This is a genomic window from Streptomyces sp. NPDC058678 (assembly GCF_042714835.1).
Lineage (GTDB): Bacteria > Actinomycetota > Actinomycetes > Streptomycetales > Streptomycetaceae > Streptomyces.
The window spans coordinates 58304-77850 of sequence record NZ_JBHXSG010000027.1 but is presented as its reverse complement, the minus strand read 5'-3'; the positions used below and the strand labels follow the sequence as shown (position 1 = coordinate 77850).

At 71.3% G+C, this 19547-nt stretch carries 15 protein-coding genes; 6 read left to right on the top strand and 9 right to left on the bottom strand.

Going from position 1 to position 19547, the window contains the following annotated elements:
* Positions 1 to 157: 157 nt before the first annotated feature.
* Positions 158 to 1942 carry a glyoxylate carboligase gene (gcl, locus tag ACFWWR_RS24115; RefSeq protein WP_384305209.1) on the bottom strand — a complete coding sequence of 595 codons (1785 nt, stop codon included), beginning with the start codon at positions 1940 to 1942 and terminating at the stop codon, positions 158 to 160.
* Between the two features lie 172 nt (positions 1943 to 2114).
* Here gcl and ACFWWR_RS24110 point away from each other — a divergent pair, with 172 nt between their 5' ends.
* Positions 2115 to 2804 (top strand): hypothetical protein, encoded by a 690-nt coding sequence (locus ACFWWR_RS24110; protein WP_383871932.1) that lies wholly within the window; start codon positions 2115 to 2117, stop codon positions 2802 to 2804.
* 66 nt (positions 2805 to 2870) lie between these two features.
* Entirely contained in the window at positions 2871 to 3386 is a 516-nt protein-coding gene (locus tag ACFWWR_RS24105) for a GNAT family N-acetyltransferase (protein ID WP_384305206.1), read from the top strand.
* On the opposite strand, the gene ACFWWR_RS24100 is transcribed toward ACFWWR_RS24105, so the two are convergent.
* Genes ACFWWR_RS24100 through ACFWWR_RS24090 form a run of 3 tightly spaced genes read right to left on the bottom strand, consistent with a single transcriptional unit; the run spans position 3383 to position 7791 of the window.
* Positions 3383 to 4510 carry an NADAR family protein gene (locus ACFWWR_RS24100; protein WP_384305204.1) on the bottom strand — a complete coding sequence of 376 codons (1128 nt, stop codon included), beginning with the start codon at positions 4508 to 4510 and terminating at the stop codon, positions 3383 to 3385. The two genes, ACFWWR_RS24105 and ACFWWR_RS24100, sit on opposite strands and share 4 nt — an antisense overlap.
* A gap of 21 nt (positions 4511 to 4531) precedes the next feature.
* Positions 4532 to 6124 (bottom strand): AMP-binding protein, encoded by a 1593-nt coding sequence (locus ACFWWR_RS24095; RefSeq protein WP_384305202.1) that lies wholly within the window; start codon positions 6122 to 6124, stop codon positions 4532 to 4534.
* Positions 6121 to 7791: an AMP-binding protein gene (locus tag ACFWWR_RS24090; protein WP_383871920.1), complete on the bottom strand. Its 1671-nt coding sequence runs from the start codon at positions 7789 to 7791 to the stop codon at positions 6121 to 6123. Before ACFWWR_RS24090 ends, ACFWWR_RS24095 begins: the two co-directional genes overlap by 4 nt.
* A gap of 115 nt (positions 7792 to 7906) precedes the next feature.
* On the opposite strand from ACFWWR_RS24090, the gene ACFWWR_RS24085 reads away from it, so the two are divergent.
* From ACFWWR_RS24085 to ACFWWR_RS24075, 3 genes are all read left to right on the top strand, one after another.
* Entirely contained in the window at positions 7907 to 8743 is an 837-nt protein-coding gene (locus ACFWWR_RS24085) for a response regulator transcription factor (protein WP_383871919.1), read from the top strand.
* A gap of 141 nt (positions 8744 to 8884) precedes the next feature.
* The gene (locus tag ACFWWR_RS24080; protein ID WP_384305199.1) at positions 8885 to 11695 is read left to right on the top strand and encodes an AAA family ATPase; all 2811 of its coding nucleotides are present in this window, start codon (positions 8885 to 8887) and stop codon (positions 11693 to 11695) included.
* Between the two features lie 261 nt (positions 11696 to 11956).
* The gene (locus tag ACFWWR_RS24075; RefSeq protein ID WP_384305196.1) at positions 11957 to 12745 is read left to right on the top strand and encodes a S1 family peptidase; all 789 of its coding nucleotides are present in this window, start codon (positions 11957 to 11959) and stop codon (positions 12743 to 12745) included.
* 117 nt (positions 12746 to 12862) lie between these two features.
* Here the strand turns inward: ACFWWR_RS24075 and ACFWWR_RS24070 are convergent, their stop codons facing one another.
* The 5 genes from ACFWWR_RS24070 to ACFWWR_RS24050 form a co-directional block, all read right to left on the bottom strand.
* A complete protein-coding gene (locus ACFWWR_RS24070; protein ID WP_383871910.1) occupies positions 12863 to 13969 on the bottom strand; it encodes a winged helix DNA-binding domain-containing protein in 1107 nt (368 codons plus the stop codon).
* Positions 13970 to 14190: 221 nt separating this feature from the next.
* Positions 14191 to 15870, bottom strand: a complete 1680-nt coding sequence (locus tag ACFWWR_RS24065; RefSeq protein WP_384305193.1) for a CocE/NonD family hydrolase — start codon at positions 15868 to 15870, stop codon at positions 14191 to 14193.
* A 185-nt stretch (positions 15871 to 16055) separates the two neighbouring features.
* A complete protein-coding gene (locus ACFWWR_RS24060; RefSeq protein ID WP_384305191.1) occupies positions 16056 to 17255 on the bottom strand; it encodes a hypothetical protein in 1200 nt (399 codons plus the stop codon).
* Positions 17248 to 17736, bottom strand: a complete 489-nt coding sequence (locus ACFWWR_RS24055) for a DUF6114 domain-containing protein (protein WP_383871902.1) — start codon at positions 17734 to 17736, stop codon at positions 17248 to 17250. The genes ACFWWR_RS24060 and ACFWWR_RS24055 overlap by 8 nt, the downstream gene beginning before the upstream one ends.
* Before the next feature lie 116 nt (positions 17737 to 17852).
* Positions 17853 to 18467 (bottom strand): DUF6230 family protein, encoded by a 615-nt coding sequence (locus ACFWWR_RS24050; RefSeq protein ID WP_383871899.1) that lies wholly within the window; start codon positions 18465 to 18467, stop codon positions 17853 to 17855.
* 310 nt (positions 18468 to 18777) lie between these two features.
* Between ACFWWR_RS24050 and ACFWWR_RS24045 the strand changes: the two genes are divergently transcribed.
* Entirely contained in the window at positions 18778 to 19488 is a 711-nt protein-coding gene (locus ACFWWR_RS24045; RefSeq protein WP_384305189.1) for a MerR family transcriptional regulator, read from the top strand.
* Positions 19489 to 19547: the final 59 nt, after the last annotated feature.

Below are 19547 nucleotides of genomic sequence, written 5' to 3'. Positions count from 1 at the left end.
TCGATCAAGACCCTTCCCTAAGCGGACGCTGAAGAGATCAGTAGAAATACGCAATCGGCTACGTATGTTCGCCGGCCGCGGAGCTGCCGCAGTGGCATCCTCCCGGGCGCGGACTGAACCGCATCCGGTCGCGGGAAGGCAGTGCTGCCGCTCGGCGTCAGACCTTCAGTGTTCTGATCGAGGTCGGGGCGTGCCCCGGTTCGGTCGCGATCTCCTCGAACTCGACGACGTTGCTGATGTCGTTGGTGGTGGACATGGAGATGTTGGTGACGCGCTCCAGGATGGCCTCGACGACGACCGGCACCTGGAACTCGACGGCGAGCTTCTTCGCCTGCTCGAAGGCGGCGCCGAGTTCGGCCGGGTCGGTCACCCGGATCGCCTTGCAGCCGAGGCCCTCGACGACCTTGACGTGGTCGACGCCGTAGACGCCCAGTTCCGGAGAGTTGATGTTCTCGAACTCCAGGTTGACCTGGAAGTCGATGTCGAACGCCCGCTGCGCCTGGCGGATCAGGCCCAGGTAGGAGTTGTTGACGAGGACGTGGACGTACGGGATCTTGTGCTGCGCCCCGACCGCCAGCTCCTCGATCATGAACTGGAAGTCGTAGTCGCCGGAGAGGGCGACAACCTGCGCCTCGGGGTCGGCCCTGGCGACGCCCAGCGCGGCCGGGACGGTCCAGCCGAGGGGGCCGGCCTGGCCGCAGTTGATCCAGTGGCGCGGCCGGTAGACGTGCAGCATCTGGGCGCCGGCGATCTGTGAGAGGCCGATGGTGGAGACGTACCGGGCCTCCGGGCCGAAGGCCTTGTTCATCTCCTCGTAGACCCGCTGGGGCTTGATCGGGATGTCGTCGAAATGCGTACGGCGCTGGAGCGTGGCCTTCTTCTCCTGTGCGGCGGCCGCCCACGCGGAGCGGTCGGGCAGCCGGCCCGCGGCCTTCAACTCCCTTGCCGCCTGCACGAACAGCTCAAGTGCGGCCTTCGCGTCGGAGGCGATGCCGTAGTCCGGGGCGAAAATCCTGCCGATCTGGGTGGGCTCGACGTCGACGTGGACGAACTTCCGGCCGGCCGTGTAGACGTCGAGCTTGCCGGTGTGGCGGTTGGCCCAGCGGTTGCCGATGCCGAGGACGAAGTCGGACTCCAGGAAGGTCGCGTTGCCGTAGCGGTGGGAGGTCTGCAGGCCGACCATGCCGGCGTTCAGCTCGTGGTCGTCGGGGAGCACTCCCCAGCCCATGAGGGTGGGGACGACCGGCACTCCGGTCAACTCGGCGAATTCCACCAGCAGTCCGGCGGCGTCGGCGTTGATGACACCACCGCCGGCGACGATCAGCGGGCGCTCGGACGCGTTCAGCATCCCGATCGCCTTCTCGACCTGGGCGCGGGTGGCGGCCGGCTTGTAGACCGGCAGGGGCTCGTAGGTGTCCGGGTCGAACTCGATCTCCGTCAGCTGGACGTCGATCGGCAGGTCGATCAGGACCGGGCCCGGGCGTCCGGAGCGCATGAGGTGGAATGCCTGCTGGAAGACGCCGGGGACCTGCGCGGCCTCCAGCACCGTGACCGCCATCTTCGTCACCGGTCTGGCGATGGAGGCGATGTCGACGGCCTGGAAGTCCTCCTTGTGGATCACGGCGGTCGGGGCCTGTCCCGTGACGCACAGGATCGGGACGGAGTCGCCGAGGGCCGAGTACAGACCGGTGATCATGTCGGTGCCGGCCGGCCCGGAGGTGCCGATGCAGACGCCGATGTTGCCCGCGCGGGTGCGGGTGTAGCCCTCGGCCATGTGCGAGGCGCCCTCCACGTGCCGGGCGAGGGTGTGGTGGATGCCGCCGGAGGCCTTGAGCGCTGCGTAGAAGGGATTGATCGCCGCGCCGGGCACACCGAACGCGTCGGTGATTCCCTCACGCCTGAGAATCTCAACTGCCGCGCGGACAGCGGTCATTCGAGCCATCGAGTACTCCTGCTTCGGCTGTCGGATCCGCACTCCCGTCGCGCCCCGCGGTGAGCACTTCCCGTGGCTTCTTTTCCGTATTGCGGAAAATTACTTCTACTATCTGGAAGTAATGTAGGTGGGTGGGCGAAGGCCGTCAAGAGACGGACAAGCAGGGGGTGCCTGGAGGACCATGAGTGCCATGCCCGAGAGCGTGCCGGTGCGCTGCCCGGCCTGCAGACGTGAGCACTTCTACGAGGCGCCGTCGTACCCGTGTGTGTGCGGGGCGCCCGTCGCCCCCGCGCTCGACGAGCACGGGACGGCCACCGCGGTCGCCCACCGTGCCTGGGACGAGGACTGGGTCGTCGTGCCGTGCGAGGCCTGCGGCCGCCGGAACCAGTGGCCGTATCCGGAGCTGGGCTGCGTATGCGGAACGGTGCTGCGCATCCCGGTGGCCGGGGCGCCCGCCACGGCGAGCCCCCGAGCCGCCGCCCCGGCCGGGCGCCGCGTCTTCCAGCCCGTCACGATCCGCACCGCCCGCGACGCGATCACCGCCGCGGCCCTGTATCTGCGCTGGCTCGGCTACCGGGACATCCGCCGCGCCGACCAGCGGCCCCCGACCGGCGTCGGCCTCGCCGCGCGCGGCCTGCTGGCCCAGGTCGACCCGACCGTCCGCCCGGCGTCCCTGCGGGACGTGGAGTGCCTGTGGCTGACGGCCATGACGGAGTCCACGGCCTGCGTGTACTTCTCCCTCGCCGGGTTCTCGGCCGAGGCCCGCACCCGCGCCGACGAACTGCAGGTTCCCCTGTTCGTCCTCGACCTCACGGGCACTCCGCAGGCCGTGAACAGCCACGCCGACGAGCTGGATGCGGCGGGGGCATGACCCGGGGGTTTCGTGCGGGTTTTATCTCGCGCGCGTCGGGCCCCGGCGGCGCCCGACACTCGGCGGATGCGCCCCCCCCCCGCCACCGCCGCCGAACTCCCGCTCCTCCAGGACGTCGAACGCGCCGCCGGCGCCCTCTTCCACACTCTCGGCATGGCGGCGATCGCCGAGGACGAGCCACCCGCCCTGGGTGATCTCGAGCGGTACCGCCGGGCGGGCCGCGCCTGGGTCGCCGTCGACGAAGGTGACACGCCGGTCGCCTACCTCCTGTGCGAGCCGGTGGACGGCGCCCTCCACGTCGAGCAGGTCTCCGTCCACCCCGACGCCGCCCGCCGGGGCGTGGGCCGGGTCCTCCTCGCGTACGCCGCCGACCGCGCCCGCGAGGAAGGCCTGACCGGGCTCACGCTCACCACCTTCACGGACGTCCCGTGGAACGCGCCGTACTACACCCGCCTCGGCTTCCGCGTGCTGGACGAGGCCGGACTCACCCCCGGCCTGCGGAGGATCCGCGCCCACGAGCGGGAGCTGGGCCTGGACCGCTGGCCACGGGTGTGCATGCGTCGGCCGGACGACAGGGCCTAGGCCAGGCCGATCCCCTCGCGCTCGGCGTGCAGTTCGGAGCGGACGAGTTCGAGGAGGCGGCCGGTCCAGTTGCGGCCGCGGCCGCCGTTGTCGCCCCAGTAGGCGGAGTCGCCGTCGTCGTAGACGATCGTCGCGTCGTCCGTGTCCATGAGCACCCGGGCCAGGTGCGGGTGCTGGGCGAACTTGGCACGCAGCAGGCGGGTCATGACCGCGGTACGCGCCTGCTCCCAGCCCTCGCGGCGGGGTGCTGCGGCTGCCAGCTTCTGGGCGGCGTAAGCCTGGTCCGCGGCGGCGATCGAGGCCCGGGCGTCGGCGTCGGGGGTCGACAGCGCCCAGTAGGCGTGGGCGACGGAGGGGTAGGTGACCCCGTCGACGTCGACGGGTGCCGGGTAGTTGTTGCGCAGGGCCCGCGTGTCCGGGTCGTCGGACGACTTCAGCGGGTAGCTCTCGTAGAGCTGGATCGCGGGGGCGACAGGGGTCACCGGTCCGTCCGCCGGGACCCGGGCGGAGCTCTCGGCGATCCACCGCGCCCGGTCCTCGAAGTAGTCGACCGCCTCGTCGTACTCCTCCTGCGTGACCGGGTCTTCGTCGCCGTCCGGCCGGGTCTCCACGCGCCCGCCCGGTCCGGCCACCAGGACCTGGAGCGGCCAGTCCTGGCGGTCCATGTCGCCGAGCGCGTAGTGCCGCTGCGTCCTGGGGATGGCGAGGTAGGCGGCGCGTGCCACGGCCCGCTTCTCCTCGGTGCGGTCGGCGAGGAACGCGTCGACGGCGTCCAGGCACCGGTCCGTCGAGTCCGGGCGCCCGTTCAGCTGGTCCACGGTGTCGCGCACCTCGGCGAGCAGCAGCTCGGGGGTGAGCCAGGTGTGCGGCTCGCTGAACTTCCATGCGGCGAGCTCGTGTCCGGACACCCTGGCGCCCTCCGGGAGGTCGGTGGCGACCCATCCGCAGCGCAGCTTCTCCTCGAACTCCGCCAGCGTGACCAGACCCCAGCAGTCGATCAGCCCGTCCGCGTAGATGAACAGGTCGGTCAGGTGGTAGTCGCCGTTGCGGATGAAGACGTGCCGCCAGGTCCCGGGTACTCGTATGCCGTCCGCCGTGCGGAAGGTGTTGCGTCTGCCGATCATCGCGACAGTCTGGCGGACCCGTCAGTTGCCCGCCGCGTGTTTTTCCCTCAGTTCGATCTTGCGCACCTTCCCGGACACCGTCATCGGGAAGGAGTCCATGACCTGGAGCCGGCTGGGGATCTTGTAGTGCGCCAACCGCCCGTCGCAGAAGGCACGCAGCTCCTCCAGCGTCGGAGGGTCGGCCGGGTCCCGCGCGATGACACAGGCGAGGACCTCCTCGCCGTAGCGCTCGTGGGGTACGCCGACGACCTGGACGTCCGCGATCTTCGGGTGGGCGTGGAGGAACTCCTCGATCTCGCGGGGGTAGATGTTCTCGCCACCCCGGATGATCATGTCCTTGATACGGCCGACGATCTCGACGTACCCGTCCTCGCGCATCACGGCCAGGTCGCCGGTGTGCATCCAGCGGCCGGGGTCGATGGCCTCGGCGGTCTTCGCGGCCTCGTTCCAGTAGCCGAGCATCACGCTGTACCCGCGGGTGCACAACTCGCCTGCCGTGCCCCGGGGTCGGGTGACACCGTCGGCCGGGTCGACGACCTTGACCTCAATGTGCGGCAGGACGCGCCCGACCGTGGCCGTGCGGTGTTCCAGGTCGTCGTCCGTCCGCGTCTGGAGCGACACCGGCGAGGTCTCGGTCATGCCGTAGCAGATGGAGACCTGCGCCATGTGCATCTCGGCGACGACCCGTTTCATGACCTCCACCGGGCAGGGCGAGCCGGCCATGATGCCGGTGCGCAGGGAGGTCAGGTCGTACGTCGCGAAGTCGGGGAGGTTCAGCTCCGCGATGAACATGGTCGGGACGCCGTACAAGGAGGTGCAGCGCTCCTGCTGGACCGCGCGCAGGGTCGCCGCCGGGTCGAAGGACGGGGCCGGGATGACCATGCAGGCGCCGTGTGAGGTCGCGGCGAGGTTGCCCATCACCATGCCGAAGCAGTGGTAGAAGGGCACCGGGATGCAGATCCGGTCCTGCTCGGTGTAGTCGAGCAGCTCGCCCACGAAGTAGCCGTTGTTGAGGATGTTGTGGTGCGAGAGCGTGGCCCCTTTGGGGAAGCCCGTCGTGCCCGACGTGTACTGGATGTTGATCGGGTCGTCGCAGGACAGGTCCTCGTACGGAACAGGGGCACCGCGGCCGATCAGCGCGTCCCAGCTCGGGTCGCCGATGTAGACGACTTCGCGCAACTCCCGGCAGCTGCCCCGCACTTGCTCGACCATCGCCCGGTAGTCGCTGGTCTTGTGCCCGAGGGAGGCGAAGAGCAGGCAGATCCCGGCCTGCTTGAGGACGTACTCGACCTCGTGCGTGCGGTACGCCGGGTTGACGTTCACCATGATCGCGCCGATGCGGGCGGTGGCGTACTGGACGAGCACCCACTCGGGGCAGTTGACGGCCCAGATGCCCACCCGGTCACCCTTGGCGACGCCGGCGGCGAGCAGTGCGTACGCCAACTCCTCGACGTCCGAAGCGAATCGGGCGTACGTCCAGCGCCGCCCGGAGGGCACGTCGACGAGCGCCTCGCGGTCCGGCCAGGCGGCCACCGCCCGGTCCAGGTTGGCCCCGATGGTGTCGCCGAGCAGGGCCGTGCCGCTCGTTCCGTGCGTGTACGACAGCTCGCTCACCGGAAGTCCTCCTCGCGGTACTCGGCGTCCGAGCCGGCCGCCGTCGCCTCGCGCAGTTCGACGCGGCGGATCTTGCCGGAGACGGTCTTGGGCAGGGGGGCGAACTCCAGGCGGCGGATGCGCTTGTAGGGCGCGAGCGTCTGCCGGGCGTGCTCGAAGAGGACCTTCGCGGTGTCGGCGCCGGGCTCCCAGCCCTCCGCCAGCACCACATAGGCCTTGGGGACGGCGAGCCGCAGCTCGTCGGGCGCGGGCACGACGGCCGCCTCCGCGACCGCCTCGTGCTCCAGCAGCGCGCTCTCCAGCTCGAAGGGGCTGATCTTGTAGTCGGACGCCTTGAAGACGTCGTCGGCCCGCCCGACGTAGGTGATGTAGCCGTCGGCGTCGCGCGCGCCGATGTCCCCGGTCCGGTAGTAGCCGCCGGCCATCGCCTCCGCCGTACGGTCGGGGTCGCCGTGGTAGCCGGTCATCAGGCCGACCGGGTGGGTCGACAGGTCGAGCGCGATCTCGCCCTCGGCCGCGCCCGGCGCCCCCGACACGGGGTCGAGGAGTTCGACGCGGTAGCCGGGGCCGGGGCGGCCCATGGAGCCGGTCTTGAGGGGCTGGCCGGGGCTGTTGGCGATCTGCACCGCCGTCTCCGTCTGCCCGAAACCGTCCCGGATGGTCACGCCCCAGGCGCGGCGGACCTGCTCGATGACCTCGGGGTTGAGGGGTTCGCCGGCCGCCACGGCCTCGCGCGGCGGGATGCGCAGCTGGGTGAGGTCGGCCTGGATGAGCATGCGCCACACGGTGGGCGGGGCGCAGAACGTCGTGACGCCCGCCCGGTCCATCTCGGCCATCAGGCGGGCCGCGTCGAAGCGCGTGTAGTTGTGGAGGAAGACCGTCGCCTGCGCGTTCCACGGCGCGAACAGGTTGGACCAGGCGTGCTTGGCCCAGCCGGGCGAGGAGATGTTCAGGTGGACGTCGCCGGGCTCGAGGCCGATCCAGTACATCGTCGCCAGGTGCCCGATCGGGTAGGAGGCGTGGGTGTGTTCGACGAGCTTGGGGCGGGCCGTCGTACCGGAGGTGAAGTAGAGCATCAGCGGGTCGTCGGCGAGGGTCGGCCCGTCGGGCAGGAATTCGGCCGAGGCGGCGTACGCGTCCTCGTACGGCTGCCAGCCCTCCGGCAGGCCGCCGACCACGGTGCGCGTGTAGTCGCCGGGCACGTCGTCGAACTTGGCGGTGTCCTCGGCCCGCACCAGGACGTGGCGTACGCGCCCGCGCTCGACCCGGTCGCGCAGGTCGGCGGGGCCGAGCAGCGGGGTCGCCGGGATGACGACGGCCCGCAGCTTCATGGCGGCGAGCGCCGTCTCCCACAGCTCGGCCTGGTTGCCCAGCATGACGAGGATCCGGTCCTCGGCACCCACCCCGCGCTCGCGCAGCAGGTTGGCGACCCGGTTGGACCGCTCGGACAGCTCGGCGAAGGAGAGCCGGATCTCGGAGCCGTCCTCCTCGACGATGTGCAGAGCGGTGCGGTCGTTTCCGTCCGCGATGACGTCGAACCAGTCCAGCGCCCAGTTGAAGTGCTGCGGGCGCGGCCAGTCGAAACCCTCGTACGCCGTGGCGTAGTCCTCGCGGTGTTCCAGCAGGAAGTCCCGCGCGCTGCGGAAGAGCTCCGTCGCGGTCGTCATCTGTCCTCCTCGATACCGGCACCATTGCCGGGCGGCACTCTGCCATCGTGTAATGCGTGATGCGGGTCTCACTACCCCCGTACGGGGGTGTGTCCCGGGGCGAAGGAGCATGTTCGTGGCGGCAGACGGGACGGCGTCGGTGGAGATCCGGCGCGCGCTGGTGCGGCTGCGGCGCACGACCGGGCTTCCGGTCGCCTTCGGCGGCCTGGTGGAGCCGGGCCGGCCGTGGATACGCATCAGCGAACTGAACGGCACCGCCACCCCCGCCCTGAGCGCCCTCGCGGTGACCTCAGGCAACGGCCTCGGAGGCAAGGCGGTGGCCCTGGCCCGGCCGTGCGCCGTCGCGGACTACTCCTCCTCGCGGCAGATCAGCCACGAGTACGACGCCGCGGTCGCCGCGGAGGGACTGCGCTCGGTGGTGGCGGTGCCCGTGGTCGTACGGCGCCGGGTGCGCGGAGTGCTGTACGGCGCGCTGCGTGACGCCCGGCCGCTGGGCGACCGCATGCTGACCGCGGCGGTGGAGGCGGCACGGGACGTGGAACAGGCGCTGGTCCTGCGGGAGGAGGCGCGGGAGCTGACGGCGGCGGCGCGGGCGGAGCCGGCCCGGGCCCCGGCGGACGGCTCCGCGTGGGAGCAGGTGCGGGAGGCGCACGCGGCGTTGCGGGCGCTCGCGCCGCGGATCGCCGACGAGGCGCTGCGGGCCGAACTGCTGGCCGCGTGCGGGCTGCTGACCTCGGACGTCCCGTCGGCGGACGGGGTGACTCTGACGCCCCGTGAGGTGGATGTGCTGACGTGCGTGGCCGCGGGCGCGACGAACGCGGTGGCCGCCGAGCGGCTCGGGGTGAGAGCCGAGACGGTCAAGGGGTACCTCCGCTCGGCCATGCGCAAGCTCGGGTCCCGGACCCGCGGGGAGGCGGTCGTCGCCGCGCGCCGGTCGGGGTTCCTGCCGTGATTTCCGTCGGCGTTCCATTCACGCACCGGCCCCGTGAATTTCTCTATGCCTGCCGTTGTTATTTCCCTCACGACGTGGCCCGCCCGAATTCCAAAGCCCGTTGCCTAATATTGGCCAGGACACGACACACGGAGGGGAGCGGTGACCGTGCGACGGGACTTCGAGGAGCCTGCCAGATGCCGCCCCGACCTGGTGATCGGCAGGGAGGAGCTGTTCGCGGGAGCACGTGAGCAGCTGGCCGACGGCGGCAGCGTCCTGCTCCACGGCCCGGCCGGAATAGGAAAATCGACCGTGCTGCGGGCATTGGCCGCCGATAACGCCGCCCCGACCCGGACCGTGTTGCGCTGCTCGGCGACCGAGTCCGAATCCCATCTCCCGTTCCTGGCGCTCGCCGACCTGCTCGGCCTGGTCGTGGACGACGTGTCCGACCGGCTGCCCGCCGCCCAGCGCACCGCCCTGGAGTCGGCACTCACCGGACGCGGCGAGTCCACCCTCCAGCGCGACGGACTGGCGCTGCGGCTGGCCGTCCTGTCGGTGCTGCGCGCGCTCGCCACCGAGGGCCCCGTCCTGGTCGTCGCGGACGACCTCCAATGGCTGGACCCGGCGAGCGCGGAACTCCTCGGCTTCGCCGCCCGCCGCCTCGGCGACACCCCGGTCCAGCTGCTGTGCGCGGTGCGGACCGAAGGGCAGGAGTACGACCGCCATCTACGCGCGTTGCCCCCGGACAGCCTCGCGGTCCGCCTCAACCCGCTCACCCGCACCCAGGTGTCCACGCTCTTGGACCACCGCGGCTACACCGGCCTGCCCCGCTCCACCGTCCGGGACATCCACCGCACCAGCGGCGGCAACCCGCTCTTCGCCCTCGAACTGGGCCGCGCCCTCGCCGAGGACCCGAGCCCGCCCCGGCCGGGCGAACCCTTGCGCGTGCCCACCTCGCTGCGGGCCCTGGTGCTCAGCCGCCTGGAGATGCTCTCGGACGAGGCCCGCCGCACCCTGCTCGTGGCCAGCGCCGGCGCGCGGCCCACGCTGGCCCTGCTGCACGCGGCCGGCCGGGACAACGCCGAGTCGGAGACCGCCCAGGCGGCCGCCCTCGGACTGCTCGCCACGGAGCCCGAGGGTCCCGCCGTACGGTTCGCGCATCCGCTGATCTCGGCCGCGCTGTACGCGGAGGCACCCGCACAGGAGCGGCGGGCCGCGCACGCGGCGCTGTCCACGGCCGCCTCCGATCCCATCGAGCGGGCCCGGCACCTGGCGCTCGCGGCCTCGGGCACCGATCCGCGGGTCGCGGCGCAGCTCGCCGAGGCCGCGGCCCAGGCCCGGGACCGGGGGGCGCCCTCGGTGGCCGCCTCGCTCGGGCTGCTCGCCGCCCGGCACACCCCGGCGGACGGCGTGCCGGGCCCGGACGAGCGGCGGTTGCAGGCCGCCGAGGACGCGATCACCGCCGGGGAGGTGGACCTCGCCAGGGACATCGCCCGCGAGGTGCTGACCCGGGCCACAGTGCCCGCGGACCGGGTGCGGGCCTGGATGGTGGTGATCGAGTCGGCCGGGCACGCCCTCGGCGACGTCGACGCCGTCTTCCCGCAGGCGCTCGCCGACGCGGGCGAGGACCCCGGGCTGCTCGCCCTGGTCCACTACCAGCTGGCCTGGCGGGGCCTCGTCGTCCAGGGCGACTTCGCGCAGGGCCGGGAGGAGGCCGCGCACGCGGCCCAGCTGGCCGCCCGGGCCGGCGACCGGCGCACCGAGCTCCTCGCCCTGGCCTTCCAGGCGCAGGCCGAGACCCTGATGGGCCACCCGGATGCCCCCGCCACCATCAAACGGGCGCTCAGGGAACCCCAGGAACCGCAGGTGGCCTGCCACCACAACGGCCCGGGCCTGGCCCGGTTCCGCTGGCTCCTGATGAGCGATCAGCTGACCGAGGCCCGCACCACCGTGACCGCACTGCTGCGCGAGGTGCGGCGGCGCGGCATGGTCGAGAGCGAGGTGCACTTCCTGCGCCTGCTCGCCGAGACCGAACTGCGCTCCGGGCACTGCGGACGGGCCCTGGACCTGGCCCGCGAGAGTTTGCGGATGGCCCGGGACACCGGCATCGGCACGGTCGCCTCGGCCCTGCTCACCTCGTTCGCGGAGGCCTCGGGTGGTGACGTCGACCGGGCGCTGGCGCTGGCGCGGGAAGCGCTGGAGCACGCCGAGGAGGACGGCGACCAGATGTACGTCTCCCGCGCCCTGGCCGCTCTCGGCCACGCCCAGTTCGTGGCCGGGGACGCCCCGGGCACGGTGCGTTCGCTGCGCCGGGTGCGGGAGCTGGAGCAGGGGCTCGGCATCACCGACCCGGCGCGCGGCCGCTGGCACGGCGACCTCGCCGAGGCCCTCGTCCAGATCGGCGAACTCGCCGAGGCGCAGGACGTCGTCGACGTGACCCGGGAGCAGGCGCTGCGACTGGGCCGCGAGAGTGTGCTCGCCGTGGTGGACCGGGCGGAGGCGCTGGTACGGGCCAGGCGCGGCCAACACGAGTCCTCCCTCGGCCAGTTGACGTCCGCGCAGGACCGGCTCGGCAAGCTGGGCTACGGCCTGGAGGAGGCCCGCGCCGCCTTCGCGCTGGCCGCGCTGCGCACCCGACGGCCGGGACCGACGTCCTACGACGAGGCGGCCAGGCTGTTCAGGCGCTGCCGGGCGCTGCCCTGGCTGCGCCAGGCGGAGGCGACCGCCGTGGCGCCGCCGCCCGAGCCGGTCTCCGTCCCCGCCCCCACGCTCGACGCGCTGGACGGGCTCGCCTCGATGGAACGTCAGGTCGCCGCACTCGTCATGGAGGGCGCCACCAACCGGGAGATAGCCGGCCGGCTGTTCATCAGTGTCAAGACGGTCGAGGCGACCCTGACCCGCGTCTACCGCAAGCTCGGGATCCGATCGCGGGTCGACATCGTCAGACTCGCGGCGGGCCGTCGTACGAAGTGAGGACCGCGCCGGTGCGAGTGACAGCGACGCGGGTCGGGGCGAGAACCGCGCAGGTTCACCGGCCGAGTGGGTCCGCCGAGGGCCGACCGAGGGTTTTCCCTGCCCAACTCACCTAGGGGCTTCCCTCATTGGGAGGGGCACGTTCCGGGTTCTAGCTTAGGGGTGTGCCGCTCGCCCGGGCACACGGGGGCCGGTCCCGCGGCCCCCGTGCACACCCCCACACCCGCGCGACCCCCCACCGGCCACCCAATGAGGAGACTCATGTTCGGGCTCAACCGCGCCAAGAAGACCGCCGCCACCCTCGCGGCCACCGCCGCCGCCGCGACCGCTCTGCTCGGCGCCCCCGCCGCAGTCGCCGCCCCCCAGCCCATCGTCGGCGGTACGACGACCACGACGACCGCTTACCCGTTCATGATGCAGATCACGGACGCCTCGCAGAACCAGTTCTGCGGCGGCACCCTGGTCTCGGCCACCAAGGTCGTCACCGCGGCCCACTGCATGGTCGGCGAGACCACCAGCAGCGTCAGAGTCGTCGGCGGCCGCACCTACCTCAACGGCACCAACGGCACGGTCGCGCGGGTCAGCAAGATCTGGATCCACCCGAGCTACACGGACGCCACCAACGGCGACGACGTGGCGGTCCTGACCCTGTCGACGTCGATGCCGTACACCACGGCGTCGTACGTCACCTCCTCCCAGACGAGCGTGTACGCGGCCGGCACCACCGCCCGCATCGTCGGCTGGGGCACCACCTCCGCGGGCGGCAGCTCCTCCAACCAGCTGCGCACCGCGACCGTGCCGACCGTCTCCAACTCCAGCTGCGCCGGCTCCTACGGCTCCGACTACATCACGAGCGACATGGTCTGCGCCGGATACACCTCCGGCGGCGTCGACACCTGCCAGGGCGACAGCGGCGGTCCCCTGCTCATCGGGGGCGTCCTGGCAGGGATCACTTCCTGGGGCGAGGGCTGCGCGGAGGCCGGTTACCCGGGTGTCTACACCCGGCTGACCACCTTCTCCAGCCTGGTGACCACACAGGTCAACTCGTAACCCGGAAAGACTCCTGAGCCACCCCTCAGGTGAAATACCAGGGGGCGTTGCGGGCCTCCACGAGCGGCCCGCAGCGCCCCCTCTCCATGTCGGTGTCAGGGCGGGCCGACCGACCCGTCACCGCAGTACGGTCCCGAAGCGGATGTCGTAGGACGATCCCGGGTGCATCACCGTCAACATCCGCTCCCCCTCTACCACGACCTCGTCCCGCTGCGCCTTGGTGAGCCGGCCGAAGGGCTCGACGACCAGCGCGTCCGCCTCCAGCTTCCACACGCCCGCAAGGAAACCGTCGACCAGGAACGTGCAGTGGACCAGGTTCCCCTGCCAGGCGCTGCCCCGGTACTCGGGCGGTACGACACGGGTGCGGTCGGCGTGGGACAGGAGCAGGTTGTCGAACTCGGGGAGGAAGCGGGGCGGGGCCGGGGTGTCCGCGTCGGGGCGGGGTGCGTCCGGGAGGTCGAAGAGTTCGACGCCCTTCTCGTCCCGGAAGGTGAGCAGCCGCGGGCGGAGGCGTTCGAAGGCGTCGCGCAGCCGGGTCAGACCGGCCCAGGTCTGCATGTCCTTCACCGAGGCGGGGCCGAAGGCGGCGAGGTAGCGCAGCACGGTCGCGTCGGGGGCGGGAGTGGGCTCGGCCGCCCGGCCCAGCCAGTGCTCGGCGGTGGTGAGGACGACCTGGCCGCTCTTGCCCCACAGCCCGCGCGGGGTGACCTGGACGAGCGGGAGCTTGCAGCGGGCGGCGATGGCGAGGGCCTGCGGGTCGGCGTCCGGCCACTCGACGAGCAGCGCCTCGCGCAACTGCTTCATCGTGCGCGGCTCGGCCTCGACGAGGTCGCGGGCGAGGGCGGCGAGCCGGTCGAGGTCGACACCCTCAAGTCCCTTGCGGAAGAGGGTGAGTTCGCGGTCCCGGGCGGGCTGCACCAGCGGCCGCAGGCTGAGGCAGTCGTCGGCGGTGTGGGTGTGGATGGTCGAGCGCATGCTGACGATACGGACGACCCGGCGCTCCGCCATCAGCCCGGACAGCTCCTCCGGCGTGAAGCCGTCGAGGCGGGCGGCGAGGGCGTAGTACGGCGGCTTCACGTTCTGCGCCTGCAGCCCGACGAGGTGCTCGACGGCCGCCTCGGCGGACAGCGGCGCGGGGCGCAGGAGCAGCTGTCGGTCGAGGGTGGCGCGGTTGAGGGCGCGGTTGTCGAGCACGGGGCCCGTCGCGGTCGTCGTCTTCGTCATGCTGCGTACGGTAGCCAGGCTTGCGGACACCCGCTGTCCGCAAGTAAATCGTCGGCATCAATCGCTCCATCCACCGCTGACACCCCCGCTCGATCGCCCCCACGCACGGGCGCCCCGTCCGTTACATCGGCGGCGTGCCAGGACACGAAGAGCGCCCGGTCCGATCCAGCTGCGGAGCCCTCGGCTTCAGCGCGACAACAACTGTCTCCCGTCGCTTCTCGTCAGGTCGGAATGACGGGCAGGACGATGCGGGACGGCCGGGCGGGGTCGTGGAAGACCTGCTGGTGGGCCACCCGGGCCGTGGTCGCGGTTTCCTCGGGCTCGCCCGTGTTGAGGTTGCGGTCCCAGCGGGGGAAGTTGCTGGAGGTGACCTGGACCCGAATCCGGTGCCCCGCCCGGAAGACGATGCTGGTCGACCACAGGTCCACGACGTGCTCGGCCGCCTCGCCCGGTGCCGCCGCGCGCACCCGCACGATGCCGTCGGCCACATTGAGCGAGACACCGTTCTCGTCGACGTCACACAGCCGTGCCACCCAGTCCGTCGAGGACCCGTCCGTGGCGGCGAAGAGCACCGCCCGGACCCGGCCGGTCACCTCCAGGTCCTCGGTGAGCGGTTCGGTGGTGAAGACCAGGACGTCCTCGCGCGCCTCCACGGCCGTCTGTTCCAGCGGTCCGGGACGGAAGTCGTCGGTCATGAGGAGTGCGCCGCCGGTGGTGGGCGCCGGATCCATGGGGTCGTAACGGAACTGTTCCGGCTGCTCGACGGTGGACGGCGGCTCCTGCGTCAGGCGTCCGTCCGCGCGCAGGTGGAAGTCCGTGTCCACGGCCCGCGACAGGGGCCATTCCGTCTCCTCACGCCACTGGTTGATGCCCATGACGAACAGCAGCACCTGGCCCGTGTCCGGCTCCCCAGCTCCACCGTCGCCTGCACCGAGGGTGCGGCGGAACCAGTCGAACTGCATGTCATGCACGCGCCCGCGCATGCCCATGAAGTCGGAGTGCGCGCTGAACCCGAAGTTGACGTCGCCGACCACGTGCTGCCAGTTGGTGTGGGTCCACGGGCCCATGATCAGGGTGGCGGAGCGGCCGGCCCGGCGCATGGCGGTGAAGTTGTCGAGCGTGCCCTGGCTGAAGATGTCGTACCAACCGCCGAGCTGGAAGGTGGGCAGGTCGACCTCGTCGTGCCGGCCCGCGACAGTGCAGGACCGCGCCCACTCGGGCTCCCGCCGGGAACGCTCATATCCGACCTCGGGCAGGTCGTGCCGGGCGAACGCCGGAAACCGACCGGCGGGCAGCTCCGCGTAACCGCCGCGCGCCAAGCCATCGAAGTCCCGCACGAGCCCGGTGATGCCGCTCACGAGTCCGTCGAGGTCGGTGCGGTGACGGCGCATCAGCGTGTCGGCGCCCTGCATCAGCGACCACGGCACGGTGATGCCCAGCTCGATCGCACCGCCGCGCGAGAACAGCCCGTCGTCCGGATCGGACCACGTGATCAACGGCGCGATCGCCTTCAGCTCCGGCGGCTTCGACAGCGCCGCCATCCACTGGGTGTTGCCGAAGTAGCTGCCACCCACCATGCCGACCGAGCCGTTCGAGCCGGGCAGGGCGGCGGCCCACCGCACGGTGTCGTAACCGTCGCTCTCCTCGTACGTCCACGGCTCCCACTCCCCCTCGGAAGCGAACCGGCCGCGGGTGTCCTGCACGACGACCAGGAAACCGCGCCTGGCCGCCGCCAGCGGATCGAGTACGACGGCCATCATGGGCGTCTGCTTGCCGTACGGCAGCCGGGCCAGCAGCACCGGCCACGGTCCCGTACCACCAGGCCGGTAGACATCCGCGCGCAGCACCGTGCCGTCACGCATCTCCGCCGGAACGTCGAACTCGATCTGGATCTCCGTCATGCGCTGCTCCTTTGTGTGCCAGGACGTCGGGCGGTCACGCCACCGCGTTCAACGGGTCGGCCGGCACGTCGGGCCGTTCCCGAGCGATGAAGTGGCGTGCACGCTCGGCGTCAGTGGTTGTTCACCGCACCCGTCCCCGCCCCGGCCTGAACAGGCCGGGCTGTGGCGGGATGCGAGTCGGCCGTTCACTGCCGAGAAGGTGACCGCGGCGTTCCGTACCCGTGGATTCCCGGGACGGTGAGCCTTCCACCGGTCTGTCCGGCCTGGTCGATGTCGGCGTCGTTCAGGCTCAGTCGGAGCTTGAGGCCGAGTTTCCCGACCGTGTCGTAGAGCCACTCCGGCACGGTGTCGGGGGTGAGGTGCAGGCGGAGGAGGGGCGGTGTGGGGACGCCTTCGACGCCGGACAGGGTGCCCGTCAGGCTTTCGACGTACATGGTGATGCCGTCGCCTCGCAGCGTGGACGTCGAGCCGGGCGCTCCGTCGATGTGCTGGATCTGCGGGCCGACGGGTACCGCCATCCTCAGGTCACGGATCGTGACAGTGGCTGCGGAGAACTTGAGCACCCGCTTGGGTCCGGCGGCCGTGTCCACGGTCACCACACCGCCGAAGACGAGGTCGTGCAGTGCGAGGCGGCTTCCCTTCATCTTCCACGGCTCGGCGGCGAATCGGCCGGCACGCTTGTCCTCGGGAGCCTTGAGATCACTGATGTCGCAGGTGCGGGCGGTTGCCCTGGTGGACTCCGGTCGGGGCGACGGCTCGGCAGTCGGGCGGCTCGGCGCGGGTGATGCGGGGGGCGCGGGCAGCCGGGCGTCGGCTGGTGCCGTGGCCGTTGCCGTCGAAGAGGCCGAGCCCGGTGGGGAACTCGCGTCAGGTGCCGGACTTTGCCGCTCGGTGTCGTCACGGAAGAGAGGGCCAAGGACGTCCGCGAGGCCGGTGGTGGTGGAACTCGCGCTCGGTGAGGCGGTCGGAGTGGCGGTCGGGGTGGGGGCCCGGACGAGCCCCGATCCGTCGTCGACCACGTGCTGTGACGGCATGACGGACGCGTCGCTCGTGGGGGCAGCGGACGGAGTGGGGCTTGCGGGAGCCGCCGTGGCAGGGGCTGATGGTTCGTCGGGACGGGCGCAGTCGACACCGCTCGTTCCGGTTCCGCCCCGGCCGTCTTCGGGAACGGAGTGAGCCGCGGTGGCACTCGTGTCGGCGGCGGGCAGGCGTTGGCTTCCCAGGACGAGTGCGGTCGGCAGCGCGGTCAGCGCGAGAGCCTTGCCGATCGGCAGGCGCAGGCGCGTCAGCGCGGACGTGCGGGGAACCGCGTGGCGGCCTCTCGGCGACCGGGCGAAGCGGGGTTCTGCGGCTTCGTCGCGGATGTCGGGTGACGGGTCATTCATGTGCCGGACCTCCTGCGGAACCGGCGGCGCCCGCCGGCACCTGGGTGCCGGCGCCGGACACGTCCGCCGGGTGCCCGTCCGCCGGACCCCACGCCAGGGCCAGGAGCCCGCCCGTCGTCGCGAACAGCGTGCCGACGAGGAATCCGCCGAAATTGGAGATGGGAAGCGACAGCACACCGAGGAAGACCGCGACACAGCCGGCGAAGAACCTGATGACCGGCTGGAACCAGAGAAGTCCGCCAAGGACGATCAGAGTCAGGCCGATGACCAGGGATCCGGCACCTCCGGTGGTCGACATCGCCACGGACAAGGCGCCCAGGGAGAGGTTGAAGTACGGGAAGTAGATGATGGGCGCGGCAGCGAGGAGTACCAACAGGCCCGCCCAGAAGGGGCGGGTGCGCCGCCAGCCCCGGAAGTCCCGGCGAGCGCGGGTGAAGCCGCTGTCACTGTGGGGGTGCGCGGGTGCGCCGGCACTCGTCATGTGGCAGTTCCCAAGTCGTGAGCGAGTCATGGTGTCCGTGAGGGGGTGGGACGCCGATGCCCCGAACCGTCGCCGGTGCCGCTTCCACGCGCTGGAGACGACGGGGCGGGGCGAGGTCAGAAGCAGTCGTGGCGGCCGGCCGCGATGTTCATGTGCAGGCCCGCCAGTTCGAACGTCCCCGCAGAGGTGGCCCAGACCCTCTGGTGGGCATCGATGATCTCGACCGAGTCCGCCTGCTGGGCATAGCCGTTGGGATCGACATGGTCCTCGGGGTTGACCTGACCCTTGGTCATGGAGCCGGTGGCGACACCGATGTCGACGTTCTTGAAGGTGCCGGTCTTGGCCTGGAGGTCGGTCATGTCGATGTACAGGTTCTTGGCCTTGACCGGCGTACCCGATCCGCCGGCCTTGAGCGTCATCGTGTAGGTCCCGAGGACGGGAATGTCCACCGGGACGGACTGGCACATGTCGATGATCTTCGCGTTCTTGATGGACGAGACGGAGACGGGCACGTGCTTGCCGTTCTTGGCGACGTCCACCGTGGCGTAGTTGCCGAATCCGGTGCCGCTCAGGGAGCCGGCCGAGACCTTGAAGTCGGAACCGGAGATGCTGAACGAAGCGGCCAGCGCGCCCTGGGCCATGGAGACGGCGACGGCGGCCGTGGCGGCCACGGTCGGCACGGCGCCGACGGCGAAGCGCTTCCAGTGGGTCTTTCCGATGCGCTGGGACATGGTGTGGTTCTCCGTTGTCGAGGAGTACGAGGCGTACGAGGCGACCGGATCCAGAACTGACTGGCCTGCGCCCGGGTTGGGGGGAGGACTACGGCCGGTGCGGCCGCGGCGAACTACTACGGCCGGGTGCGGCCGCGGCGACACGAGCGGCTTCCGCAGGAGCATGTTGTCCACGCACACGGGAGAAGCGGGCACACCGAGGAGGCACTCGATAGTGTTACTACCGGGTACCTGATAGTGGCACTATCGAGATCGGGGAGCAACCCCCGGTAACGCGATACTGGAGTGACAGTTGAGCGTGAGGGAGCGCATGAGGATTTCAGAGCTCAGCCGACGGTCCGGGGTACCGGTGGCGACCATCAAGTACTACCGACGGGAAGGGCTGCTCCCGGAGGGCCGCGTCCTGAACCCGACCACGGTCGAGTACGACGAGGAGCACATCCAGCGGCTCCGCCTGATCCGTTCCCTCATCCAGCTCGGCGGACTGTCCGTCGCCCGCACCCGTGAAGTGCTCGAAGCCGTAGACCGCCCGCTTGACGCGTTCGAGACCCTCGGTGTCGTCCACCACGCACTGCCCGTTCCGTCCGCGGAGACGAACGGGAAGAACGGCGAGGTCGGCGAGGACGGCGCCGGACCGGAGAACGCCGCCGACGAATCGGTACGAGGCGGAGCCGCCGCGAGGGTCGAGGCTCTCATCGAGAGCGTGGGCTGGCAGATCTCCGACGCGTCGCCTCATCGCCCGGCACTCGCCGAAAGTCTCGCGGCGCTGAGCCGCCTCGGCACCGACTACACGGCCGACGACCTCATCCCCTACGCACGGCTCGCCACCTCCACCGCGGACCTGGACTTCGCGCAGTTCGACGGGATCGAGGACCGCATCGCCCTCGCCGAGCGAGCGGTGGTCCTCACCGTGCTCTTCGAACCGGTCGTCAGGCTTCTGCGGCGACTGGCCCAGGAGGACGCGAACCACCGTCGCCATCATCGCCGTGCGTGCGGGCGGGGGGAGCGTCCGGCGGGGTGAACCCGCGAAGGGGGCCGAAGTGCCTCCGGGGGAAGGCGCTTCGGCCCCTCTGCGCCGGG